Source organism: Escherichia sp. KTE114, from assembly GCF_000407765.1.
Taxonomy (GTDB): domain Bacteria; phylum Pseudomonadota; class Gammaproteobacteria; order Enterobacterales; family Enterobacteriaceae; genus Escherichia; species Escherichia ruysiae.
On sequence record NZ_KE136626.1, the window covers coordinates 16,823 to 35,908 of the forward strand.

At 49.7% G+C, this 19,086-nt stretch carries 20 protein-coding genes and 1 other RNA gene; 15 read left to right on the forward strand and 6 right to left on the reverse strand.

The genetic code is table 11. The annotated features are described in order from the left end of the window. Positions 1 to 26 precede the first annotated feature (26 nt). Positions 27 to 818 (forward strand): cytochrome C assembly family protein, encoded by a 792-nt coding sequence (locus tag WC5_RS20300; protein WP_024165125.1) that lies wholly within the window; start codon positions 27 to 29, stop codon positions 816 to 818. A gap of 19 nt (positions 819 to 837) precedes the next feature. Beyond that, positions 838 to 2,124: an HlyC/CorC family transporter gene (locus WC5_RS20295; RefSeq protein WP_010723175.1), complete on the forward strand. Its 1,287-nt coding sequence runs from the start codon at positions 838 to 840 to the stop codon at positions 2,122 to 2,124. A gap of 54 nt (positions 2,125 to 2,178) precedes the next feature. On the opposite strand, the gene grpE is transcribed toward WC5_RS20295, so the two are convergent. Then, positions 2,179 to 2,772, reverse strand: coding sequence for a nucleotide exchange factor GrpE (grpE, locus tag WC5_RS20290; protein ID WP_010351929.1), 594 nt, complete (start codon positions 2,770 to 2,772; stop codon positions 2,179 to 2,181). A 122-nt stretch (positions 2,773 to 2,894) separates the two neighbouring features. Between grpE and nadK the strand changes: the two genes are divergently transcribed. From nadK to bamE, 3 genes are all read left to right on the forward strand, one after another. After that, positions 2,895 to 3,773, forward strand: a complete 879-nt coding sequence (gene nadK / locus WC5_RS20285) for an NAD(+) kinase (protein ID WP_001059169.1) — start codon at positions 2,895 to 2,897, stop codon at positions 3,771 to 3,773. Between the two features lie 85 nt (positions 3,774 to 3,858). Then, a complete protein-coding gene (gene recN / locus WC5_RS20280; protein WP_000880954.1) occupies positions 3,859 to 5,520 on the forward strand; it encodes a DNA repair protein RecN in 1,662 nt (553 codons plus the stop codon). Between the two features lie 148 nt (positions 5,521 to 5,668). Continuing rightward, on the forward strand, positions 5,669 to 6,013 hold the full coding sequence (gene bamE, locus WC5_RS20275; RefSeq protein WP_001203438.1) for an outer membrane protein assembly factor BamE: 345 nt from the start codon (positions 5,669 to 5,671) through the stop codon (positions 6,011 to 6,013). A gap of 57 nt (positions 6,014 to 6,070) precedes the next feature. On the opposite strand, the gene WC5_RS20270 is transcribed toward bamE, so the two are convergent. Together WC5_RS20270 and ratA are read right to left on the reverse strand one after the other, a co-directional pair. Next, a complete protein-coding gene (locus tag WC5_RS20270; protein WP_001117835.1) occupies positions 6,071 to 6,361 on the reverse strand; it encodes an RnfH family protein in 291 nt (96 codons plus the stop codon). Next, positions 6,351 to 6,788, reverse strand: a complete 438-nt coding sequence (ratA, locus tag WC5_RS20265; RefSeq protein WP_024191158.1) for a type II toxin-antitoxin system toxin RatA — start codon at positions 6,786 to 6,788, stop codon at positions 6,351 to 6,353. Before ratA ends, WC5_RS20270 begins: the two co-directional genes overlap by 11 nt. 170 nt (positions 6,789 to 6,958) lie before the next feature. Here ratA and smpB point away from each other — a divergent pair, with 170 nt between their 5' ends. From smpB to WC5_RS20250, 4 genes are all read left to right on the forward strand, one after another. Then, the gene (gene smpB / locus WC5_RS20260; RefSeq protein WP_000162574.1) at positions 6,959 to 7,441 is read left to right on the forward strand and encodes an SsrA-binding protein SmpB; all 483 of its coding nucleotides are present in this window, start codon (positions 6,959 to 6,961) and stop codon (positions 7,439 to 7,441) included. 215 nt (positions 7,442 to 7,656) lie between these two features. Then, positions 7,657 to 8,019, forward strand: a transfer-messenger RNA (tmRNA) gene (gene ssrA, locus WC5_RS23330). Between the two features lie 184 nt (positions 8,020 to 8,203). Continuing rightward, complete coding sequence (locus tag WC5_RS20255; protein WP_000124726.1) at positions 8,204 to 9,412, forward strand: integrase domain-containing protein; 1,209 nt, start codon at positions 8,204 to 8,206, stop codon at positions 9,410 to 9,412. Between the two features lie 3 nt (positions 9,413 to 9,415). Continuing rightward, positions 9,416 to 11,374, forward strand: a complete 1,959-nt coding sequence (locus tag WC5_RS20250) for an NACHT domain-containing protein (protein ID WP_001183326.1) — start codon at positions 9,416 to 9,418, stop codon at positions 11,372 to 11,374. A 217-nt stretch (positions 11,375 to 11,591) separates the two neighbouring features. On the opposite strand, the gene WC5_RS20245 is transcribed toward WC5_RS20250, so the two are convergent. From WC5_RS20245 to sid, 3 genes are all read right to left on the reverse strand, one after another. Then, positions 11,592 to 12,164: a phage polarity suppression protein gene (locus tag WC5_RS20245; protein WP_000446146.1), complete on the reverse strand. Its 573-nt coding sequence runs from the start codon at positions 12,162 to 12,164 to the stop codon at positions 11,592 to 11,594. A gap of 73 nt (positions 12,165 to 12,237) precedes the next feature. Then, a complete protein-coding gene (locus WC5_RS20240) occupies positions 12,238 to 12,738 on the reverse strand; it encodes an ogr/Delta-like zinc finger family protein (RefSeq protein ID WP_000638634.1) in 501 nt (166 codons plus the stop codon). Then, entirely contained in the window at positions 12,735 to 13,469 is a 735-nt protein-coding gene (gene sid / locus WC5_RS20235; RefSeq protein WP_001283016.1) for a capsid size-determining scaffold Sid, read from the reverse strand. Before sid ends, WC5_RS20240 begins: the two co-directional genes overlap by 4 nt. A 552-nt stretch (positions 13,470 to 14,021) precedes the next feature. Here sid and WC5_RS20230 point away from each other — a divergent pair. The 6 genes from WC5_RS20230 to WC5_RS20205 all read left to right on the forward strand — a co-directional run bounded on the left by WC5_RS20230 (position 14,022) and on the right by WC5_RS20205 (position 18,407). Beyond that, complete coding sequence (locus WC5_RS20230; protein WP_001149160.1) at positions 14,022 to 14,288, forward strand: helix-turn-helix transcriptional regulator; 267 nt, start codon at positions 14,022 to 14,024, stop codon at positions 14,286 to 14,288. Further along, positions 14,285 to 14,875: a host cell division inhibitor Icd-like protein gene (locus tag WC5_RS20225; protein ID WP_000980240.1), complete on the forward strand. Its 591-nt coding sequence runs from the start codon at positions 14,285 to 14,287 to the stop codon at positions 14,873 to 14,875. Before WC5_RS20230 ends, WC5_RS20225 begins: the two co-directional genes overlap by 4 nt. Beyond that, positions 14,868 to 15,155: a derepression protein gene (locus WC5_RS20220; protein ID WP_001244659.1), complete on the forward strand. Its 288-nt coding sequence runs from the start codon at positions 14,868 to 14,870 to the stop codon at positions 15,153 to 15,155. Before WC5_RS20225 ends, WC5_RS20220 begins: the two co-directional genes overlap by 8 nt. After that, positions 15,148 to 15,603, forward strand: a complete 456-nt coding sequence (locus tag WC5_RS20215) for a hypothetical protein (protein ID WP_000459324.1) — start codon at positions 15,148 to 15,150, stop codon at positions 15,601 to 15,603. The genes WC5_RS20220 and WC5_RS20215 overlap by 8 nt, the downstream gene beginning before the upstream one ends. Before the next feature lie 135 nt (positions 15,604 to 15,738). After that, positions 15,739 to 16,059, forward strand: a complete 321-nt coding sequence (locus tag WC5_RS20210; protein ID WP_000856729.1) for a DUF5375 domain-containing protein — start codon at positions 15,739 to 15,741, stop codon at positions 16,057 to 16,059. 14 nt (positions 16,060 to 16,073) lie between these two features. Then, a complete protein-coding gene (locus WC5_RS20205) occupies positions 16,074 to 18,407 on the forward strand; it encodes a primase-helicase zinc-binding domain-containing protein (RefSeq protein ID WP_016231398.1) in 2,334 nt (777 codons plus the stop codon). The last annotated feature ends 679 nt before the right edge of the window (positions 18,408 to 19,086 follow it).

Here is a 19,086-nt window from a genome sequence, read left to right on the forward strand (position 1 = left end):
TCATTGCTCAAACTGTCGACATCACTATGCCCGTTTTTGCTCTGCTCGCGCTCGTCGCCTACTCCGTCAGTCTCGCGCTGATTGTTCCCGGTCTGCTGCAAAAAAACGGCGGCTGGCGGCGAATGGCTATTATTTCTGCGGTCATCGCGCTGGTCTGCCACGCTATCGCTCTTGAAGCCCGCATTTTGCCAGGCGGCGATAGCGGACAAAACCTTAGCCTGTTGAATGTCGGTTCGCTGGTCAGCCTGATGATTTGTACGGTAATGACCATCGTGGCCTCACGTAACCGTGGTTGGCTGCTGTTGCCGATTGTTTATGCCTTTGCGCTCATCAATCTGGCGCTGGCGACCTTCATGCCCAATGAATACATCACCCATCTGGAAGCGACGCCAGGAATGCTGGTGCACATTGGCTTATCGCTCTTTTCCTATGCCACGCTGATTATTGCGGCCCTGTACGCGTTGCAACTGGCATGGATTGATTACCAACTGAAGAACAAGAAGCTGGCGTTTAATCAGGAAATGCCTCCGCTGATGAGTATTGAGCGTAAAATGTTCCACATCACGCAAATTGGCGTGGTGCTGTTAACGCTCACTCTTTGTACTGGCCTGTTCTACATGCACAACTTATTTAGCATGGAAAATATCGACAAGGCCGTGCTCTCTATCGTGGCGTGGTTTGTCTATATTGTGCTGCTGTGGGGGCATTATCATGAAGGATGGCGTGGACGCCGCGTCGTCTGGTTTAACGTCGCGGGTGCGGTCATTCTGACACTGGCCTACTTTGGCAGCCGAATTGTCCAGCAGTTAATCAGCTAAACCAGAAAAGGAGTTTCCCCTGGAACATATCTCTACTACCACGTTGATCATAATTCTGATCATCATGGTGGTCATTTCAGCCTATTTTTCCGGCTCCGAAACCGGAATGATGACACTCAACCGCTATCGTCTGCGGCATATGGCGAAACAGGGTAATCGCTCGGCCAAACGCGTCGAAAAATTACTGCGCAAACCAGACCGCCTGATAAGCCTGGTGTTAATCGGCAATAACCTGGTCAATATTCTCGCTTCCGCACTGGGCACCATTGTCGGGATGCGTTTGTATGGCGATGCAGGTGTAGCAATTGCGACCGGCGTGCTGACCTTCGTGGTGCTGGTTTTTGCCGAAGTATTGCCGAAAACTATCGCCGCGCTGTACCCGGAAAAAGTCGCTTATCCGAGCAGTTTTCTGTTAGCACCGCTGCAAATTTTGATGATGCCGCTGGTATGGTTACTGAACGCTATCACCCGCATGTTAATGCGCATGATGGGCATCAAAACTGATATCGTGGTCAGCGGCTCTTTAAGCAAAGAAGAGTTGCGTACCATTGTGCACGAATCACGTTCACAAATTTCTCGCCGCAATCAGGATATGCTGCTGTCGGTACTCGATCTGGAAAAAATGACCGTCGATGACATCATGGTGCCGCGCAGTGAAATTATCGGCATCGATATCAACGATGACTGGAAATCGATTCTCCGCCAGCTCTCCCACTCTCCTCACGGGCGCATAGTGCTGTACCGCGACTCGCTGGACGACGCCATCAGCATGTTGCGTGTGCGTGAAGCCTGGCGGCTCATGTCGGAGAAAAAAGAGTTCACCAAAGAAACCATGCTACGCGCTGCGGACGAAATCTATTTTGTGCCGGAAGGCACGCCGCTCAGTACGCAATTAGTTAAATTTCAACGCAATAAAAAGAAAGTCGGCCTGGTCGTCAACGAATACGGCGATATTCAGGGACTGGTGACGGTTGAAGATATTCTGGAAGAGATTGTCGGTGATTTCACCACGTCGATGTCGCCAACGCTTGCTGAAGAAGTGACGCCGCAAAACGACGGTTCGGTGATTATTGATGGCACAGCCAACGTGCGAGAAATCAACAAAGCCTTTAACTGGCATCTGCCAGAAGATGATGCTCGCACGGTTAATGGCGTCATTCTTGAGGCACTGGAAGAGATTCCTGTCGCAGGCACTCGCGTGCGTATTGGCGAGTACGATATCGATATTCTCGACGTACAGGACAATATGATTAAGCAGGTAAAAGTTTTTCCTGTGAAACCGCTGCGCGAGAGTGTGGCGGAGTAACGAAAACGGCCCAGCATTCACATGCCGGGCCGTAATTTATTACGAAAACAGTAATTAAGCTTTTGCTTTCGCTACAGTAACCATCGCCGCGCGAATCGTACGACCGTTCAGCGTATAACCTTTCTGCATAATGCCCAGTACGTTACCCGGCGCAACGTCGTCAGATTCCACCATTGCGATAGCCTGATGCACGTTCGGATCCAGCGGTACATTCGTTTCGGCAATCACATCAACGCCAAACTTACGTACTACATCCAGCATCGACTTCAGCGTCAGCTCAATACCTTCAACCATCGCAGACATATCCGGGTTAGCTTTATCAGCCACTTCCAGCGCGCGATCCAGACTATCAATCACCGGCAGCAATTCGTTGATGAATTTTTCCAGCGCGAATTTATGCGCTTTTTCGATATCCAGTTCAGTACGACGACGCAGGTTTTCCATTTCCGCTTTTACGCGCAAAATGCCATCACGTTCACGGGTCTGGGCCTCAGCCAACTGAGCTTCGAGATTCGCAATTTTTTCATCGCGCGGATCCACCTGCTCAGCAGAAGCGTCTGGCTCAACTGCCTCAATCTCTTCGTGCTGATCCATGATAATTTCTTCCGGGGCTTGCCCCTCAGGCGTTTTCTGTTCTTTACTACTCATGAATTTCTCCGCGTTTTTTTCGCATTCATCTCGCTAACTTCGCTTATTATGGGGATCAGTTTCAGGGTTTCAAGGGAAGCACTCACATTGTCATCAATCTTCGCAACAAGGACCTCGGAAAAATGAATAATCATTTCAAGTGTATTGGCATTGTGGGACACCCACGGCACCCTACTGCATTGACAACACATGAAATGCTCTACCGCTGGCTGTGCACAAAAGGTTACGAGGTCATCGTCGAGCAGCAAATCGCTCACGAACTACAACTGAAGAATGTGAAAACTGGCACGCTCGCGGAGATTGGGCAACTGGCTGATCTCGCGGTAGTCGTTGGTGGCGACGGTAATATGCTGGGCGCAGCGCGCACACTCGCGCGCTACGACATTAAAGTCATCGGCATCAACCGTGGTAACCTGGGTTTCCTGACCGACCTTGACCCTGATAACGCCCAACAACAGTTAGCCGATGTGCTGGAAGGTCATTACATCAGCGAGAAACGTTTTTTGCTGGAAGCGCAGGTCTGCCAGCAAGATTGCCAGAAACGCATCAGCACCGCGATTAATGAAGTGGTACTACATCCTGGCAAAGTGGCGCATATGATTGAGTTCGAAGTGTACATCGACGAGATCTTTGCGTTTTCTCAGCGTTCCGATGGACTGATTATTTCGACGCCTACAGGCTCTACCGCCTATTCTCTGTCGGCGGGTGGCCCGATTCTGACCCCCTCTCTGGATGCGATTACCCTGGTGCCCATGTTTCCGCATACGCTGTCAGCGCGACCACTGGTCATAAACAGCAGCAGCACGATCCGCCTGCGTTTTTCGCATCGCCGTAACGACCTGGAAATCAGTTGCGACAGTCAAATAGCACTGCCGATTCAGGAAGGTGAAGATGTCCTGATTCGGCGCTGTGATTACCATCTGAATCTGATTCATCCGAAAGATTACAGCTATTTCAACACATTAAGTACCAAGCTCGGCTGGTCAAAAAAATTATTCTAATTTTACGCCAGCCTCTTTACTGTATATAAAACCAGTTTATACTGTACACAATAACAGTAATGGTTTTTCATACAGGAAAACAACTATGTTGGCACAACTGACCATCAGCAACTTTGCTATCGTTCGTGAGCTTGAGATTGATTTTCACAGCGGCATGACCGTAATAACCGGCGAGACCGGCGCGGGTAAATCTATTGCGATAGATGCTCTCGGTCTGTGTCTCGGTGGTCGTGCTGAAGCCGACATGGTGCGTACCGGCGCTGCCCGCACTGATTTGTGCGCCCGTTTTTCACTGAAAGATACGCCCGCAGCACTGCGCTGGCTGGAAGAAAACCAACTGGAAGATGGCCACGAATGCCTGCTTCGCCGCGTTATCAGTAGCGATGGCCGCTCTCGTGGGTTTATCAACGGTACGGCTGTTCCGCTGTCTCAGCTACGCGAACTGGGTCAGTTGCTGATTCAGATCCATGGTCAACACGCTCATCAGTTACTCACCAAACCTGAGCATCAGAAATTCCTGCTTGATGGCTACGCCAATGAAACGTCTCTGCTCCAGGAAATGACCGCGCGTTATCAGTTGTGGCATCAAAGCTGCCGTGACCTCGCGCATCATCAACAACTAAGTCAGGAACGCGCCGCCCGTGCTGAACTACTGCAATACCAATTAAAAGAACTGAACGAATTTAATCCGCAGCCCGGCGAGTTTGAACAAATCGACGAAGAGTACAAACGTCTGGCTAACAGCGGTCAATTGCTTACGACCAGCCAGAATGCACTGGCATTAATGGCCGACGGTGAAGATGCGAACCTACAAAGTCAGCTTTACACTGCAAAACAACTGGTCAGCGAATTGATTGGTATGGACAGCAAACTGTCCAGCGTACTTGATATGCTGGAAGAGGCCACTATTCAGATTGCCGAAGCCAGTGACGAATTACGCCACTACTGCGATCGTCTGGATCTCGACCCTAACCGCTTGTTTGAACTTGAACAGCGTATCTCAAAGCAGATTTCGCTGGCACGTAAACACCACGTCAGCCCGGAGGCATTGCCGCAATATTATCAGTCACTGCTGGAAGAACAGCAGCAACTTGACGATCAGGCCGACTCGCAAGAAACGCTCGCGTTGGCGGTAACGAAACATCATCAGCAGGCGTTGGAAACTGCGCGCGCATTACACCTGCAACGCCAGCACTATGCAACTGAGCTGGCACACCTGATCACCGACAGTATGCAGGCGCTGTCCATGCCGCATGGACAGTTTACGATTGATGTTAAATTTGACGAACATCACCTGGGCGCTGACGGTGCTGATCGTATTGAGTTTCGGGTAACCACCAACCCAGGTCAGCCGATGCAGCCCATTGCCAAAGTCGCCTCCGGTGGTGAATTGTCCCGTATCGCACTGGCAATTCAGGTCATCACCGCGCGTAAAATGGAAACCCCGGCGCTTATTTTCGATGAAGTGGATGTGGGGATTAGCGGTCCGACAGCGGCAGTTGTCGGCAAACTGCTACGTCAGCTTGGTGAATCAACCCAGGTGATGTGTGTTACCCACCTGCCACAAGTTGCAGGATGCGGTCATCAACACTATTTTGTCAGCAAAGACACCGATGGTGCTATGACCGAAACGCATATGCAATCCCTGGATAAAAAGGCGCGGTTACAAGAGCTGGCACGCCTGCTTGGCGGCAGTGAAGTCACACGCAACACGCTGGCAAACGCGAAAGAACTACTGGCAGCGTAAACTTTTTTACCGCTTCACGGTCAGAGTAGACAGCAAAACGCCGTAAGACCGGAAAGCAAAAGGTTTTAAAGTGATGAAAGGTCTATTATCATCGGCATATTACAGATGAGCCACGTACTGCTCGGGCCCGAAAAGGAATCAAATCATTATGCGCTGTAAAACGCTGACTGCTGCCGCAGCAGTACTATTGATGTTGACCGCAGGCTGTTCCACTCTGGAGCGAGTGGTTTACCGTCCTGACATCAACCAGGGGAACTATCTGACCGCTAACGACGTGTCCAAAATACGCGTTGGCATGACGCAACAACAAGTTGCGTACGCATTGGGTACACCGCTGATGTCCGATCCATTTGGTACAAATACCTGGTTTTATGTCTTCCGCCAGCAACCAGGCCATGAAGGTGTAACGCAGCAAACTCTGACGCTGACCTTTAACAGCAGCGGTGTGTTGACCAATATTGATAACAAACCTGCGCTGAGTGGCAACGAATAAAACTTGCTGTTTATAGCGATTAAAAAAGGTGCTCAGTGAGCACCTTTTTTCTGCCTGCTATTTATTCGCCGATTTCTCTGCGCGCTGTCTACGAAGCTCTTTCGGATCGGCAATCAGAGGTCGATAAATCTCTACACGATCGCCATCGCGCACGATATCGCTCAGTTTTGCCGGACGACTGTAAATGCCGACTTTATTTTTAGTTAAATCGATATCTGTACGCAATTCCAGCAAACCACTTGCGCGAATTGCCTCTTCAACCGTCGCGCCCTCCTGCAATGTTACACGCTGCAAATACTGCTTCTCTGGTAACGCGTAAGCTACCTCTACAGCAATTTTACCTGGCACTATAAACCTCTTTTGCTCGCACGGTGAAAGCCTGCACCATATTAGCCGCCAGCTCTTTAAACACGCGACCGAAGGCGAGTTCAATCAACTTATTAGTAAACTCAAAGTCGAGATGAAACTCGATACGGCACGCTTCCGGACTCAATGGTGTAAACTTCCAGCCACCGATCAATTTCTTGAACGGCCCATCAACCAGATTCATCAGAATACTTTGGTTACTGGTCAACTGATTGCGGGTAGTAAACGTTTTGCTGATCCCAGCCTTAGAGACATCTACCGCAGCGGTCATCTGTCCAGGAGTGGACTCCAGAATCCGACTTCCAGTACAACCTGGCAAAAACTGAGGATAAGACTGAACGTCATTCACTAACTGATACATTTGCTCCGCGCTGTAGGGAACGAGTGCGGTCCGGCTAATTTGAGGCATAACAAATTCCATCAACAAAAATCCAACAAATAATATCATTTATCCTGCTGTAAAAAAAACGCTATCCCGGCGCTGGGTAACATCGTGTTCATGCTAAGATAGAGCCTTGTCCCCCGCAGGATTGATATGGGGTATTTTCGATTTCAGATTACCGATGATTCACGACGCTTATGACGAAGAAAAAAGCACATAAACCTGGTTCAGCGACCATCGCGCTTAACAAGCGCGCCCGTCACGAATACTTTATTGAAGAAGAGTTCGAAGCGGGACTTGCCCTGCAAGGCTGGGAAGTTAAATCCCTGCGCGCAGGAAAAGCCAATATTAGTGACAGCTATGTCCTTCTGCGCGACGGTGAAGCGTTCCTGTTTGGCGCAAATATCACGCCGATGGCAGTGGCTTCCACACATGTGGTGTGCGATCCTACTCGTACCCGCAAGTTACTTCTCAACCAGCGCGAACTGGACTCATTATATGGTCGCGTCAATCGTGAAGGCTATACCGTAGTGGCGCTCTCTCTGTACTGGAAAAATGCCTGGTGCAAAGTGAAAATCGGCGTCGCGAAAGGTAAGAAACAGCACGATAAACGTTCCGACATCAAAGAACGTGAATGGCAGGTTGATAAAGCGCGTATCATGAAAAACGCTCACCGTTAAACCTGCATCACATATTCTGACCAGATCCTCCCCGCGCCTCCCCTCTCCGGTGGCGCGAATGCACATCTTATCGGCTATCATATTTGATACAGATGTCGTCATCCCTTTGCTTAATCGAATAAAAATCATGCCAGGCGGGCGCTAAATCCTGAACGATAACGCCATTGGGGCTGGTCATGACGCTCACAAATCTGGTATACTCGCTGTTACACATTGGGGCTGATTCTGGATTCGACGGGATTTGCGAAACCCAAGGTGCATGCCGAGGGGCGGTTGGCCTCGTAAAAAGCCGCAAAAAATAGTCGCAAACGACGAAAACTACGCTTTAGCAGCTTAATAACCTGCTTAGAGCCCTCTCTCCCTAGCCTCCGCTCTTAGGACGGGGATCAAGAGAGGTCAAACCCAAAAGAGATCGCGTGGAAGCCCTGCCTGGGGTTGAAGCGTTAAAACTTAATCAGGCTAGTTTGTTAGTGGCGTGTCCGTCCGCAGCTGGCAAGCGAATGTAAAGACAGACTAAGCATGTAGTGCCGAGGATGTAGGAATTTCGGACGCGGGTTCAACTCCCGCCAGCTCCACCACTTGCTCTTCCGGATACGTCCGGAGAAATCCTGAAAGCCCGCATGGCACAAGCTCTGCGGGCTTTTTTGTGTCTACCGTTGTCCGAGGATATCCAGCTAAATCCAGTGATTATTGGTATACGTTTAGGTATACGGTAGGATGTTTACCTAAACGCGTATACCAATTAATGAAGGAGCGGCCACAGTGGCAAGAACGACACGCCCCCTGACCAGCACAGAAGTTCTGCGCGCTAGAGCGTTAGAAAAGGATCTAACGTTACATGATGGCGATGGTCTTTTTCTGCTCGTTAAAACGAACGGTAAGAAGTTGTGGCGTTTCCGTTATCAACGTCCAGCAACAAAACAGCGGACAATGATGGGGCTTGGTGCTTTCCCCGCCCTTTCACTTGCTGATGCTCGACGGTTAAGAGCGGATTACCTTGCTTTGTTAGCCAACGGAATTGACCCGCAAATTCAGGCCGAAGTTGCAGAGGAACAGCAGCAAATCGCTCTGGACAGTATTTTTTCAACGGTCGCCGCTAACTGGTTCCAGCTCAAAAGCAAAAGCGTTACACCTGATTACGCTAAAGATATATGGCGGTCACTGGAAAAAGACGTATTCCCTGTCATCGGGGAGATCCCTGTCCAGCAAATCAAAGCCCGAACACTAGTTGAAACCCTTGAGCCAATCAAAGCACGTGGGGCGCTAGAGACTGTACGTCGACTGGTGCAGCGTATTAACGAAATCATGATCTACGCCGTCAACACTGGCCTGATTGATGCAAACCCGGCATCTGGTATTGGTATGGCATTTGAGAAACCCAAAAAGCAACACATGCCAACGCTACGACCTGAAGAATTACCAAAACTCATGCGCTCTTTGGTGATGTCGAACCTCTCTGTTTCGACTCGCTGTCTAATTGAGTGGCAGCTTCTGACCCTTGTGCGCCCTTCTGAAGCTTCCGGTGCTCGTTGGGCAGAGATCGATCTTGACGCAAAGCTCTGGACTATTCCAGCCGAACGGATGAAAGCTAAGCGGGAACACATTGTTCCTTTATCACCTCAGGCAATAGAGATTCTGGAGGTAATGAAACCAATCAGTGCTCATCGTGAACATGTTTTTCCCAGTAGAAATGACCCAAAACAGCCAATGAATAGCCAAACTGCTAATGCTGCTTTAAAACGTATTGGTTATGGCGGGAAGCTGGTTGCTCATGGTCTACGTTCAATAGCAAGTACAGCCATGAATGAAAGAGGTTTTAACCCAGATGTCATTGAAGCTGCTTTAGCGCACTCTGACAAAAACGAAGTTAGAAGAGCATATAACCGCTCAACATATTTACATGCCAGAATCGATTTAATGAACTGGTGGGGACTTAAGGTCAAAAATTTAAACGTAGAAAATAAGGTATAATTCATGCAACCAGTATCTCTTGATGTATTAGTCTCTGCATCTCTTCCATGGGCAAAGGAGGTTATTAAGAATAAAATATTACCTATCATAGAAAGTAGTGTTCGTAATTATTTAATAGATGTACATGCAGCACGCTTCTTGAATAAAAATCTTGAACGTTTCCTATCAAATGTGAAAGGGCAATGCTCCCTTGTGAATACCTTAGCTTTTCAAAATACTCCAGTAGAGCTTCTAGATATTTATGAGCCAATGAGCATTTATTACGATAATGAAAAAAAACCATACACATGCCTAATAAAAGACAATGCAGATTTATTAGATAATTTCAATCATATATTAATCACTGACTCAGCAGGAATGGGTAAGTCCACCCTAATGAAAAGAATTGCTTTAGATTGCATCGCTAATAAGGAATACATTCCAATATACATTGAATTACGACGTGCTAAAGATTATGATTTTGCGCTACAGGTGAAACATCAACTTGGTTTAGGAGAAGACATTTCAGACAACTGCCTCAAAAAAATCCCTTTTATTTATCTTTTCGATGGCATAGATGAAATCCCACAACAACTCAAATCCAAGATCGTAAATTTACTAAGTACCTTTGCTAATAATTTCTCAGAAAGCAAAATAATTATAACTTCTCGTCATGATAATTTCTTATCAGAACTACATGGTTTCTCAAGATTTAAAATCAACCCATTAGAAACGAATCAAGCGTATGATCTATTACGTCGATATGATGGACGTGGCCCTATTTCATCTCAATTAATTAAAGGATTACGACTGGAGAATGGTCATAATCTAAATGAATTTTTATCCACACCTCTTTATGTTTCATTATTATTTTGTGCATATAAATTCAAACCGATAATACCAAGAAAAAGAGAGTTATTTTATAGCCAAGTATTTGACGCTTTGTATGAGTCTCATGATTTAACTAAAGAACTTGGTTATGTTAGAGAAAAATTTTCTAAGCTAGACTCCACTGACTTCCATCAGGTCTTAAGGAGATTAGGTTTTTGGTGTTTGAAAGACGGAGGTAAAATTGAGTTTACGAAAGACGATCTGCAAATAACATTGCAAAATATCATTTCAAAAATTCCCGGAATATCAACTTCACCATCTCTTTTTATTCAGGACTTAATTGAAACCGTTCCATTATTTGTCAAAGAAGGCGCTATTATTCGTTGGTCACACAAATCATTAATGGAATATTTTGCAGCTATGTTTATCTGTCGTGACACAAAAGAACGCCAAAAAGAAATATTAACAAAGCTATATTACAGCCCTGAATCCATTCGTCACAGAAATTTATTTTCACTTTGTGCTGATATTGATTACTCATCTTTCAGATCAAGTATAATAAAATGCTTGCTTTTAGACTTAAAATCATCTTACGAAGAATTAAAAAATGAGACCGCGCAATTTAATTGCGATACTATAAAAACTAAGGCTGAAATATCATTAGCCGGCAATTCAATAATTTACCTTTTTGATAAAGATAAAGAAAATGAGTTGCTAAATGATTTTTTCAAGGGTGACTTAAGAGCCTTTAATGAACTAAGTGAAAATGGCTCCCACATCATTACCACCATCACAGGGGTTGCCAACCATTGGCTTGTGATAGCACGGGAAAGCACTATCAAGTCGGATATACTAAGTATTTTAAAATCAAGAAAACCTAGTTATTTCCATAAGACACATCGATTCTTCAATACTGATCCAGAGTTGGAGTCAAATATCATGATGGAAGTAGGAAAACAACCCGAAGTTAAATTCAATTTAACTTTAGACTCACTTAAAGACATAAATAAAGATAAAGAAATAAGACTAATCGAATCTTTATTGTCATTTGAAAACACTCCCCAAATAAAGTACGACAGTGCTTTATTTGAGTTAGAGCAAATAAATTGTGATGAGAGCAATGGTATCAATCAGCTACTTGATGGATTTTAAAATCCATACCTATTTAATTCTTATACTGCGCGCAGTGCTTTCCCCGCCTCGCCCGCCCGCTTTGCAGGGCGGTTTTAATGCAGTTGCACTGACACGCTCAGGCCGCGCCGGGAATGGCGTGTTTTGTTGATAATGGGGCGGGAAAACGCATGCAAAGTCATGCACCTTATCGATGCATGGCTTTTTTCAGTAAAAACAAGCGGGTTTTCGGGGAATTTTACACAGACTGACGTGATGCCAGTTGCGCACTTTTACGCGAAAAAATCATGTTCTGCGCAGGGGTGAATTTTTCACGGCTGTCATCCACCGAAGCCGCGTCAGGCCTGAATCCGATGGTCGTTAAAATGTCGCTATCCTGTGCGGAATAATTAATTTTTTCCCCCTTCGCAAGCCAGGACAGAAGGGCTTCACGCAGGGCATCTGTGGCACGCTGTATGGCACAGTTTCGGGCAATGGCCGTCAGTTCACTGTAGCCCATCAGCTCCGGTGCCAGTGCGGCCGCCAGTACTGTGCCGTGCTGCTGCATAAAATCATTCAGCCGGTCGCGGATGCTGATGTGCTGAACGGCTTCATGCGAACGAATATAACGACCGGCGGCCTGATTCACCTGCCATTTTCTGACTTCGATAATATTGCGTAATTCGTCCAGGCGACTGACGTTTCTGCCTTCTCCTGACAGAAGCCGCAGGTATTCCTGTTCGGCCGCTGCCAGCTCATTTTTGCGTTGCAGCCATGCTGCTTTGTTATTCTGACAGGTGTCAAAGGCCTGCTGTAAGGCTGTGCTTTCCATCGTTATCTCTTTCTCATCATGCTGAAGAATAAAAATACGGTGTGCGGCGACGGCCGGTGTTAACCGGCAGCCCTCATTCCAGACGCAGCGAATATGATTGTGTTTTTAACCGTACTGGCGGCAGTTCCTGTTTTTCATGCAGGCGTTCTGCCAGTTCGTCCGGTGTGACCGGGCGGACAATGAAGCGGTTGATGGTCTGAAGCGTTTTAAACACCAGACCACAGCCCGGATCCGTGCACACATAAAAACGCTCGGTGACTTCCTGAGACAGACGCCGCGATGTTCTTGACAGTGCAAGGCCTTTACATCTCCGACAACAATATCCGGTAACAAGCATTCTTTTCGGGCGTTTCATACTGCCGGAGGCTGACGTCAGTGAATCGCGGTATCTCTGTTTGCCTGAAATGTATTCCATTCCTGAATCTTTACTGTCAGAGAAAAAGCTTTCACTCGCTTCAAATGTCGCAGAGCAATAAATATTCCGGCACTGTGCAATCATTATCTTGGTGCCATCGTCCATGAAATGTGCGCGGCGGGTGTGAGCAACATGTCCACACGACGGGCAGTAAATCATGACAGCAGTCCTCTGGCCTTAAGCTCTGCTCCCTGCTGGTCTATTTTGTCCTGCCACACCTTGCGCTGTGCCGGTGTGCCTGCCACCTCATAATCCATGTGCGGAAGTGTTGCCGCTGACAGTCCGGTCAGCCGGAGAACCGGCTCGCCGCTGAGGCTGATTTGCATCTGTTTAATTTTCTGTTCCAGCGATGATTTCACCTGCTGCATGACAGCCTTATCGGGTGCGACGTAGCCCTGATGGCCGGTGGTGTTGGCGAGCGGATTTTCCTGTACCAGGATGCTCAGATGCATTGCCCGGACAAGCGCCTCACAGGTTTCATTCAGGGCGTGTTCCAGCTCATGCTCTGCATACAGACTCAGAAGGTGATGATGTGCCTTCCGGTAGGCGGTGGCCGTGCTGTCACACGCCCCTTTCAGGCGTTCACGTTCAAAATTCAGCACCACGGCCAGATTGTCATATTCCTGTACCAGCTCCCGGCGTGCCACGCGCTCAATGTGGCGCTGTTTCAGCTCGTCGCTCAGGACACCACCGGCTGCACGAAAGGCTGTGCGCCAGTCATCAGCGTCATTTCCGTCGGCCTGCGCCAGCGCATTTTTTTCCTGCTCTGCCCGTTCAATGGCCGTGACGGTCTCATCCATCAGTCGGGCGTTCTCAAGGTGGGCGGCTCTGGCCTTTTCCAGTTGTGCCAGTGCGGGTTGCAGATATTCAGGGATGGTGTTGTCAGACATTTTCCGGCTCCTCGTCACTTCAGGTTAAGAAAATTGTGACGTACACCGGACAACAACACGACGCATTGCAGATGTGCCAGCCCTGACACAGGAGACTCATCCTCAGACCGGCAAGCCAGGAAAAGGTCGCAGGAAAAACCGGCTTACTGTTTGTTTTTTTATATTTTACTATTCACCTCTGTTCACCATAAGAAAAAAGATAAGTAATACAGCAAGTTAAAGGGTGAACAATCGCAGTAATGACTGTTCACCGTCTGTTCACCACTGTTCACCCGTTGATGGGCTTTTTGTGCTGTTTATTACTGTTTGTTTTTATTAATTCGCCGGGAATGAATAAGAAAAAACGATTTGTATTTCACTATAAAAATTACGAATTGCTTTAAGTGGCTTTAAATGACTTTAAGTGGAGATGAACAAAAAATACACAAGCATTGTAAGGCTGCCGGAACAAATCCCCCCTGTTGCGTCTGCCAAAAATATTCACAAAATAAAGCGCTACCCGAAGCCGGACGGACTTATCCGGTGCTGTATGGACATTAACGAGGTAGCCCGATGCAAGCTGTTTTTTCTTCCCCGTCTCCCGCCCCTGTGACGCCACTGATGCCGCTGCCGGACATCACGCAGGAGCGTTTTTTACGTCTGCCGGAAGTGATGCACCTGTGCGGCCTGTCACGCTCGACCATCTATGAACTCATCCGTAAGGGGGAATTTCCGCCGCAGGTGAGTCTTGGCGGTAAAAATGTGGCCTGGCTGCACTCTGAAGTCACCGCATGGATGGCCGGCCGCATTGCCGGACGCAAACGGGGGTATGACGCATGATGATGCCCGCTCTGCAAAAACTCCCTTTTTCTGGCTTGCCTTTTTCCGGCATTTGCGGATATAGTCTTTCCGTTGCCGCAAAATCGGCAGCCGGGCGTGAGAACCCGTGTAACTCGAAGGCGACATATGACGCGCCATGCGTCTTTTTTTGTGTCGCAATCAACGCCACAGAGCGCCAGATTATGGTGTGGCGTGTGGTTTGCCGTGCAGGTATGATCCTGTTCGCAATCGCATGTTATGCCACTGAGTCAATGGTAGCTCAGGCGGGGCAGCCTCCGGGCTGGCCGGTATTCTTCGAGGCCGGTATTCTCACCCCCGTCTGGGCTATCGCCATCGAGCGTGAGAACTCCGGCGATAGCAGTTATTTGCTACTCGAAGGAGGCTGCCTTATGGCTACAACCCTTACCCCCTCACACCCTGAATTTGTCTTTGTGTTTGCGGCTGTCCGTCGCGCAGACCGTCATCCCCGTATCTGTATGCTTCGCACCGTCGCCGGTGATGAACGCAGTGCCCGCCGTTCCCTTGTCCGTGACTATGTGCTCTCCCTTGCTGCCCGTCTGCCGGTGGTGGAGGTGTCCCGTGCGTAATAAAAAAGCCCCTCAGACCGTCTCAGCGCGTCATGACGCCTGTGAACACCTCAGCATTGAGGCTTACCATAAGCTCAACCGCGCCAGCGCCGTATCCCAGTTTGTTGGGGGTGATTTGATTCACCGTGAACTCTCCGGCCTGCATCAGCTCTACATTCCGCATATTTTCAGCTACCTGAATGAAGATATTGATTTTGTGCTGAATGAGCTGAAAGCCAAAGGCCTGTGCCGCGATTTTCTCGCCCAGCAGAAAGACCGGGGAGACAGGACGCATGTTTGATTTTCCCCAGCCCGGTGAGATTTACCGTTCTGCCGGTTTTCCCGATGTGGCCGTGGTCGGCATTCTGGAAGACGGTATTCCGTGGGAAATGCCGTACCGCTGCCCGGAAATTGTCTGGAACCCGTACCGCCGTAAATTCAGTATCCTTGTGCGTATCCTCAATGACGGGCGCACCACAGACATCCCGCTGGGGCGTTTTCTGCGGGAATTTACCTGTGACCGTCCTGACCTGTTTAAACGCAGCCCCGTAAACCGGCATGCGGTACTGAAAGAAATGGCCGGAGACCCGGAATTACAGAAATGGCGGGAGAAATATCTGGATATTTACCCGCAGGACACTGTTCCGGCCAGCCGGGCGGCACCGGTGGCGCGGGAATGGCGGGAAATCCCCCGCACGGAGCCTGACCCGGAAATCACCCCGGATAACAGTTACCGCAATTATCTGTAATTAAAAAACGACACCCGAAAAATTAAATGTGCGTATTCGCGCAGGGATACGCACGTCTTCAGGAGACGCAGATATGCCTTATCAGTTAATGCAACCGGCACGGAATGCAGTCATCTGTCACAGGGAGGAAAACAAATGAAAACACCCTTACCGCCCGTCTTACGCGCTGCCCTTTACCGTCGCGCTGTCGCCTGTGCCTGGCTGACCGTGTGCGAACGTCAGCACCGCTACCCGCATCTCACCCTTGAGTCACTGGAGGCGGCCATCGCCGCTGAGCTGGAAGGCTTTTATCTGCGCCAGCACGGTGAGGAAAAAGGGCGTCAGATAGCCTGTGCCCTGCTGGAAGATTTAATGGAATCCGGCCCCCTGAAGGCCGCGCCGTCGCTGTCCTTTCTCGGGCTGGTTGTGATGGATGAACTCTGTGCCCGTCACATAAAAGCGCCGGTACTGCACTGAAGGAGAACAACACCATGAAAATGAACGTAACCGCCACCGTCAGCCATGCGCTCGGCCACTGGCCGCGTATTCTCCCGGCGCTGGGGATTCAGGTGCTGAAGAACCGTCATCAGCCCTGTCCGGTCTGTGGCGGGAGTGACCGTTTCCGTTTTGATGACAGGGAGGGGCGCGGCACCTGGTACTGCAATCAGTGTGGTGCCGGTGACGGCCTGAAACTGGTTGAAAAGGTGTTTGGTGTTTCCCCGTCCGACGCGGCAGCAAAGGTGGCTGCCGTGACCGGTAGCCTGCCCCCGGCTGACCCGGCAGTGACGGCTGCCGCCGTTGCTGAAACAGAAGCTACCCGGAAGAACGCTGCCGCACTGGCACAAACCCTGATGGCAAAAACCCGTCCCGGAACCGGTAACGCCTACCTGACCCGCAAGGGCTTTCCCGACCGGGAATGCCGGATGCTGACCGGCACACACAGAGCCGGTGGTGTGAGCTGGCGCGCCGGTGACCTTGTGGTGCCACTGTATGACGACAGCGGCGAACTGGTTAACCTTCAGTTAATCAGTGCTGACGGCCGTAAGCGCACCCTGAAAGGCGGACAGGTCAGGGGCACCTGTCACACCCTTGAAGGACAGAATCAGGCCGGAAAACGTCTGTGGATAGCGGAGGGATACGCGACCGCACTTACCGTGCATCACCTGACCGGTGAAACGGTGATGGTGGCGCTTTCTTCCGTGAACCTCCTTTCTCTGGCCAGCCTTGCCCGGCAGAAGCATCCGGCCTGTCAGATTGTCCTTGCCGCAGACCGTGACCTCAGCGGTGACGGCCAGAAAAAAGCCGCCGCAGCCGCAGATGCGTGTGAAGGTGTTGTTGCCCTGCCGCCGGTCTTCGGTGACTGGAATGATGCCTTCACGCAGTACGGCGGGGAAGCCACCCGTAAGGCCATTTATGATGCAATCCGGCCACCGGCTGAAAGCCCGTTCGACACCATGAGCGAAGCGGAGTTTTCCGCCATGAGTACCAGCGAAAAGGCCATGCGTATCTATGAGCATTACGGCGAGGCGCTCGCGGTTGATGCCAACGGCCAGCTTCTGTCCCGTTATGAAAATGGTGTCTGGAAGGTGCTGCCACCACAGGACTTTGCCCGGGATGTGGCCGGGCTGTTTCAGCGGCTGCGCGCGCCGTTCTCCTCCGGGAAGGTGGCCTCCGTGGTGGACACCCTGAAGCTGATTATTCCGCAGCAGGAAGCCCCCTCCCGCTGCCTGATTGGCTTTCGTAACGGCGTGCTCGACACGCAGAACGGCACGTTCCACCCGCACAGTCCGTCACACTGGATGCGTACCCTGTGCGATGTGGATTTCACCCCGCCGGTGGAAGGGGAAACGCTGGAAACCCACGCCCCCGCGTTCTGGCGCTGGCTTGACCGTGCCGCCGGTGGCCGTGCGGAAAAACGCGACGTGATTCTGGCCGCACTGTTTATGGTGCTGGCAAACCGCTACGACTGGCAGCTCTTTCTGGAGGTGACCGGTCCCGGCGGCAGCGGCAAAAGTATCATGGCCGAAATAGCCACCCTGCTGGCCGGGGAGGATAACGCCACGTCGGCCACCATTGAGACGCTGGAATCCCCGCGTGAACGTGCCGCGTTAACTGGCTTCTCACTGATACGCCTGCCGGACCAGGAAAAATGGAGCGGCGACGGTGCCGGACTCAAGGCCATCACCGGCGGCGATGCGGTGTCCGTGGACCCGAAATACCGGGATGCGTACTCCACGCATATCCCGGCGGTGATTCTGGCCGTGAACAATAACCCGATGCGCTTCACCGACCGCAGCGGCGGCGTGTCACGCCGGCGGGTGATTATTCACTTCCCGGAACAGATAGCCCCGCAGGAGCGCGACCCGCAGCTTAAGGACAAAATCACCCGCGAGCTGGCGGTCATCGTGCGTCACCTGATGCAGAAGTTCAGCGACCCGATGCTCGCCCGGTCACTGCTTCAGTCCCAGCAGAACTCAGACGAGGCGCTGAACATCAAACGGGATGCCGACCCGACGTTTGATTTTATCGGCTATCTGGAAACCCTGCCGCAGACCAGCGGCATGTATATGGGGAACGCCAGTATCATCCCGCGTAATTACCGTAAATACCTCTATCACGCCTATCTGGCCTACATGGAGGCAAACGGCTACCGGAATGTACTCAGTCTGAAAATGTTCGGGCTGGGGCTGCCGGTGATGCTGAAGGAATACGGGCTGAATTACGAGAAGCGCCATACCAAACAGGGGATACAGACCAACCTGACGCTGAAAGAGGAAAGCTACGGCGACTGGCTGCCAAAATGTGACGACCCTACAACAGCCTGACCCACCTGACCGGCATCTGCCGGTCTTTTTTTATCCCGACATCCCCCGAAGGTGAACAATCCACTGTTCACCCTTCACCGTATATTCACCCGTTATCACACTGAAATTAAAAGAGAAAAACGAAAGGTGAACAGTGTGAACAATCAAATCAAAAAAAACTTTTTTCTTCCTGAGTGATTTCAGTACGGGGGATTAATCACCGGTATGAGTCACACCGGCAGAATGCCGGAGGTGAAGAATCGAATGTTCACCCTTCACCCATTATTCACCACCTATCACTCTGAAATAAAAGGAGAAAAAAGAAAGGTGAACAGTGTGAACAGTTCTTTCGAAAAAAAATTTTTTTCCTGTACGATATAGCATCAATCCAAGTAAAAATGCGCTTTCATTTCACATTAACTTACAGCCATTGGTATACGATTAGGTATACGCACAAAAACTGAATTAAACAAAATCATTAAAAATCAAAGCAATACAATATTTATTCAAACTCCGCCAGCCCACCAAATAAATCAAGGGGTTACGTGAAAGCGTAGCCCCTTTTTCTTTGGTTGTAGCGGCAAAATGACGACGGATTTAACGACCCCGTATTACTCTTCTGTTTTACAATCACAGTCTTCCTTCTCCTTTTTCAATAGAGAGAAAACCATCGCCAATGTAACAAATATCTGGCTGTATT

Coding starts and splice junctions, on each gene's coding strand:
- WC5_RS20205 (WP_016231398.1), top strand. CDS start 16,074: ATGAAAATGAACGTAACCGCCACCGTCAGCCATGCGCTCGGCCACTGG.
- ratA (WP_024191158.1), bottom strand. CDS start 6,788: ATGCCTCAAATTAGCCGGACCGCACTCGTTCCCTACAGCGCGGAGCAA.
- nadK (WP_001059169.1), top strand. CDS start 2,895: ATGAATAATCATTTCAAGTGTATTGGCATTGTGGGACACCCACGGCAC.
- recN (WP_000880954.1), top strand. CDS start 3,859: ATGTTGGCACAACTGACCATCAGCAACTTTGCTATCGTTCGTGAGCTT.
- grpE (WP_010351929.1), bottom strand. CDS start 2,772: ATGAGTAGTAAAGAACAGAAAACGCCTGAGGGGCAAGCCCCGGAAGAA.
- WC5_RS20245 (WP_000446146.1), bottom strand. CDS start 12,164: ATGGAAAGCACAGCCTTACAGCAGGCCTTTGACACCTGTCAGAATAAC.
- WC5_RS20300 (WP_024165125.1), top strand. CDS start 27: ATGCCCGTTTTTGCTCTGCTCGCGCTCGTCGCCTACTCCGTCAGTCTC.
- WC5_RS20240 (WP_000638634.1), bottom strand. CDS start 12,738: ATGATTTACTGCCCGTCGTGTGGACATGTTGCTCACACCCGCCGCGCA.
- sid (WP_001283016.1), bottom strand. CDS start 13,469: ATGTCTGACAACACCATCCCTGAATATCTGCAACCCGCACTGGCACAA.
- WC5_RS20250 (WP_001183326.1), top strand. CDS start 9,416: ATGCAACCAGTATCTCTTGATGTATTAGTCTCTGCATCTCTTCCATGG.
- WC5_RS20230 (WP_001149160.1), top strand. CDS start 14,022: ATGCAAGCTGTTTTTTCTTCCCCGTCTCCCGCCCCTGTGACGCCACTG.
- WC5_RS20215 (WP_000459324.1), top strand. CDS start 15,148: ATGTTTGATTTTCCCCAGCCCGGTGAGATTTACCGTTCTGCCGGTTTT.
- WC5_RS20210 (WP_000856729.1), top strand. CDS start 15,739: ATGAAAACACCCTTACCGCCCGTCTTACGCGCTGCCCTTTACCGTCGC.
- bamE (WP_001203438.1), top strand. CDS start 5,669: ATGCGCTGTAAAACGCTGACTGCTGCCGCAGCAGTACTATTGATGTTG.
- smpB (WP_000162574.1), top strand. CDS start 6,959: ATGACGAAGAAAAAAGCACATAAACCTGGTTCAGCGACCATCGCGCTT.
- WC5_RS20225 (WP_000980240.1), top strand. CDS start 14,285: ATGATGATGCCCGCTCTGCAAAAACTCCCTTTTTCTGGCTTGCCTTTT.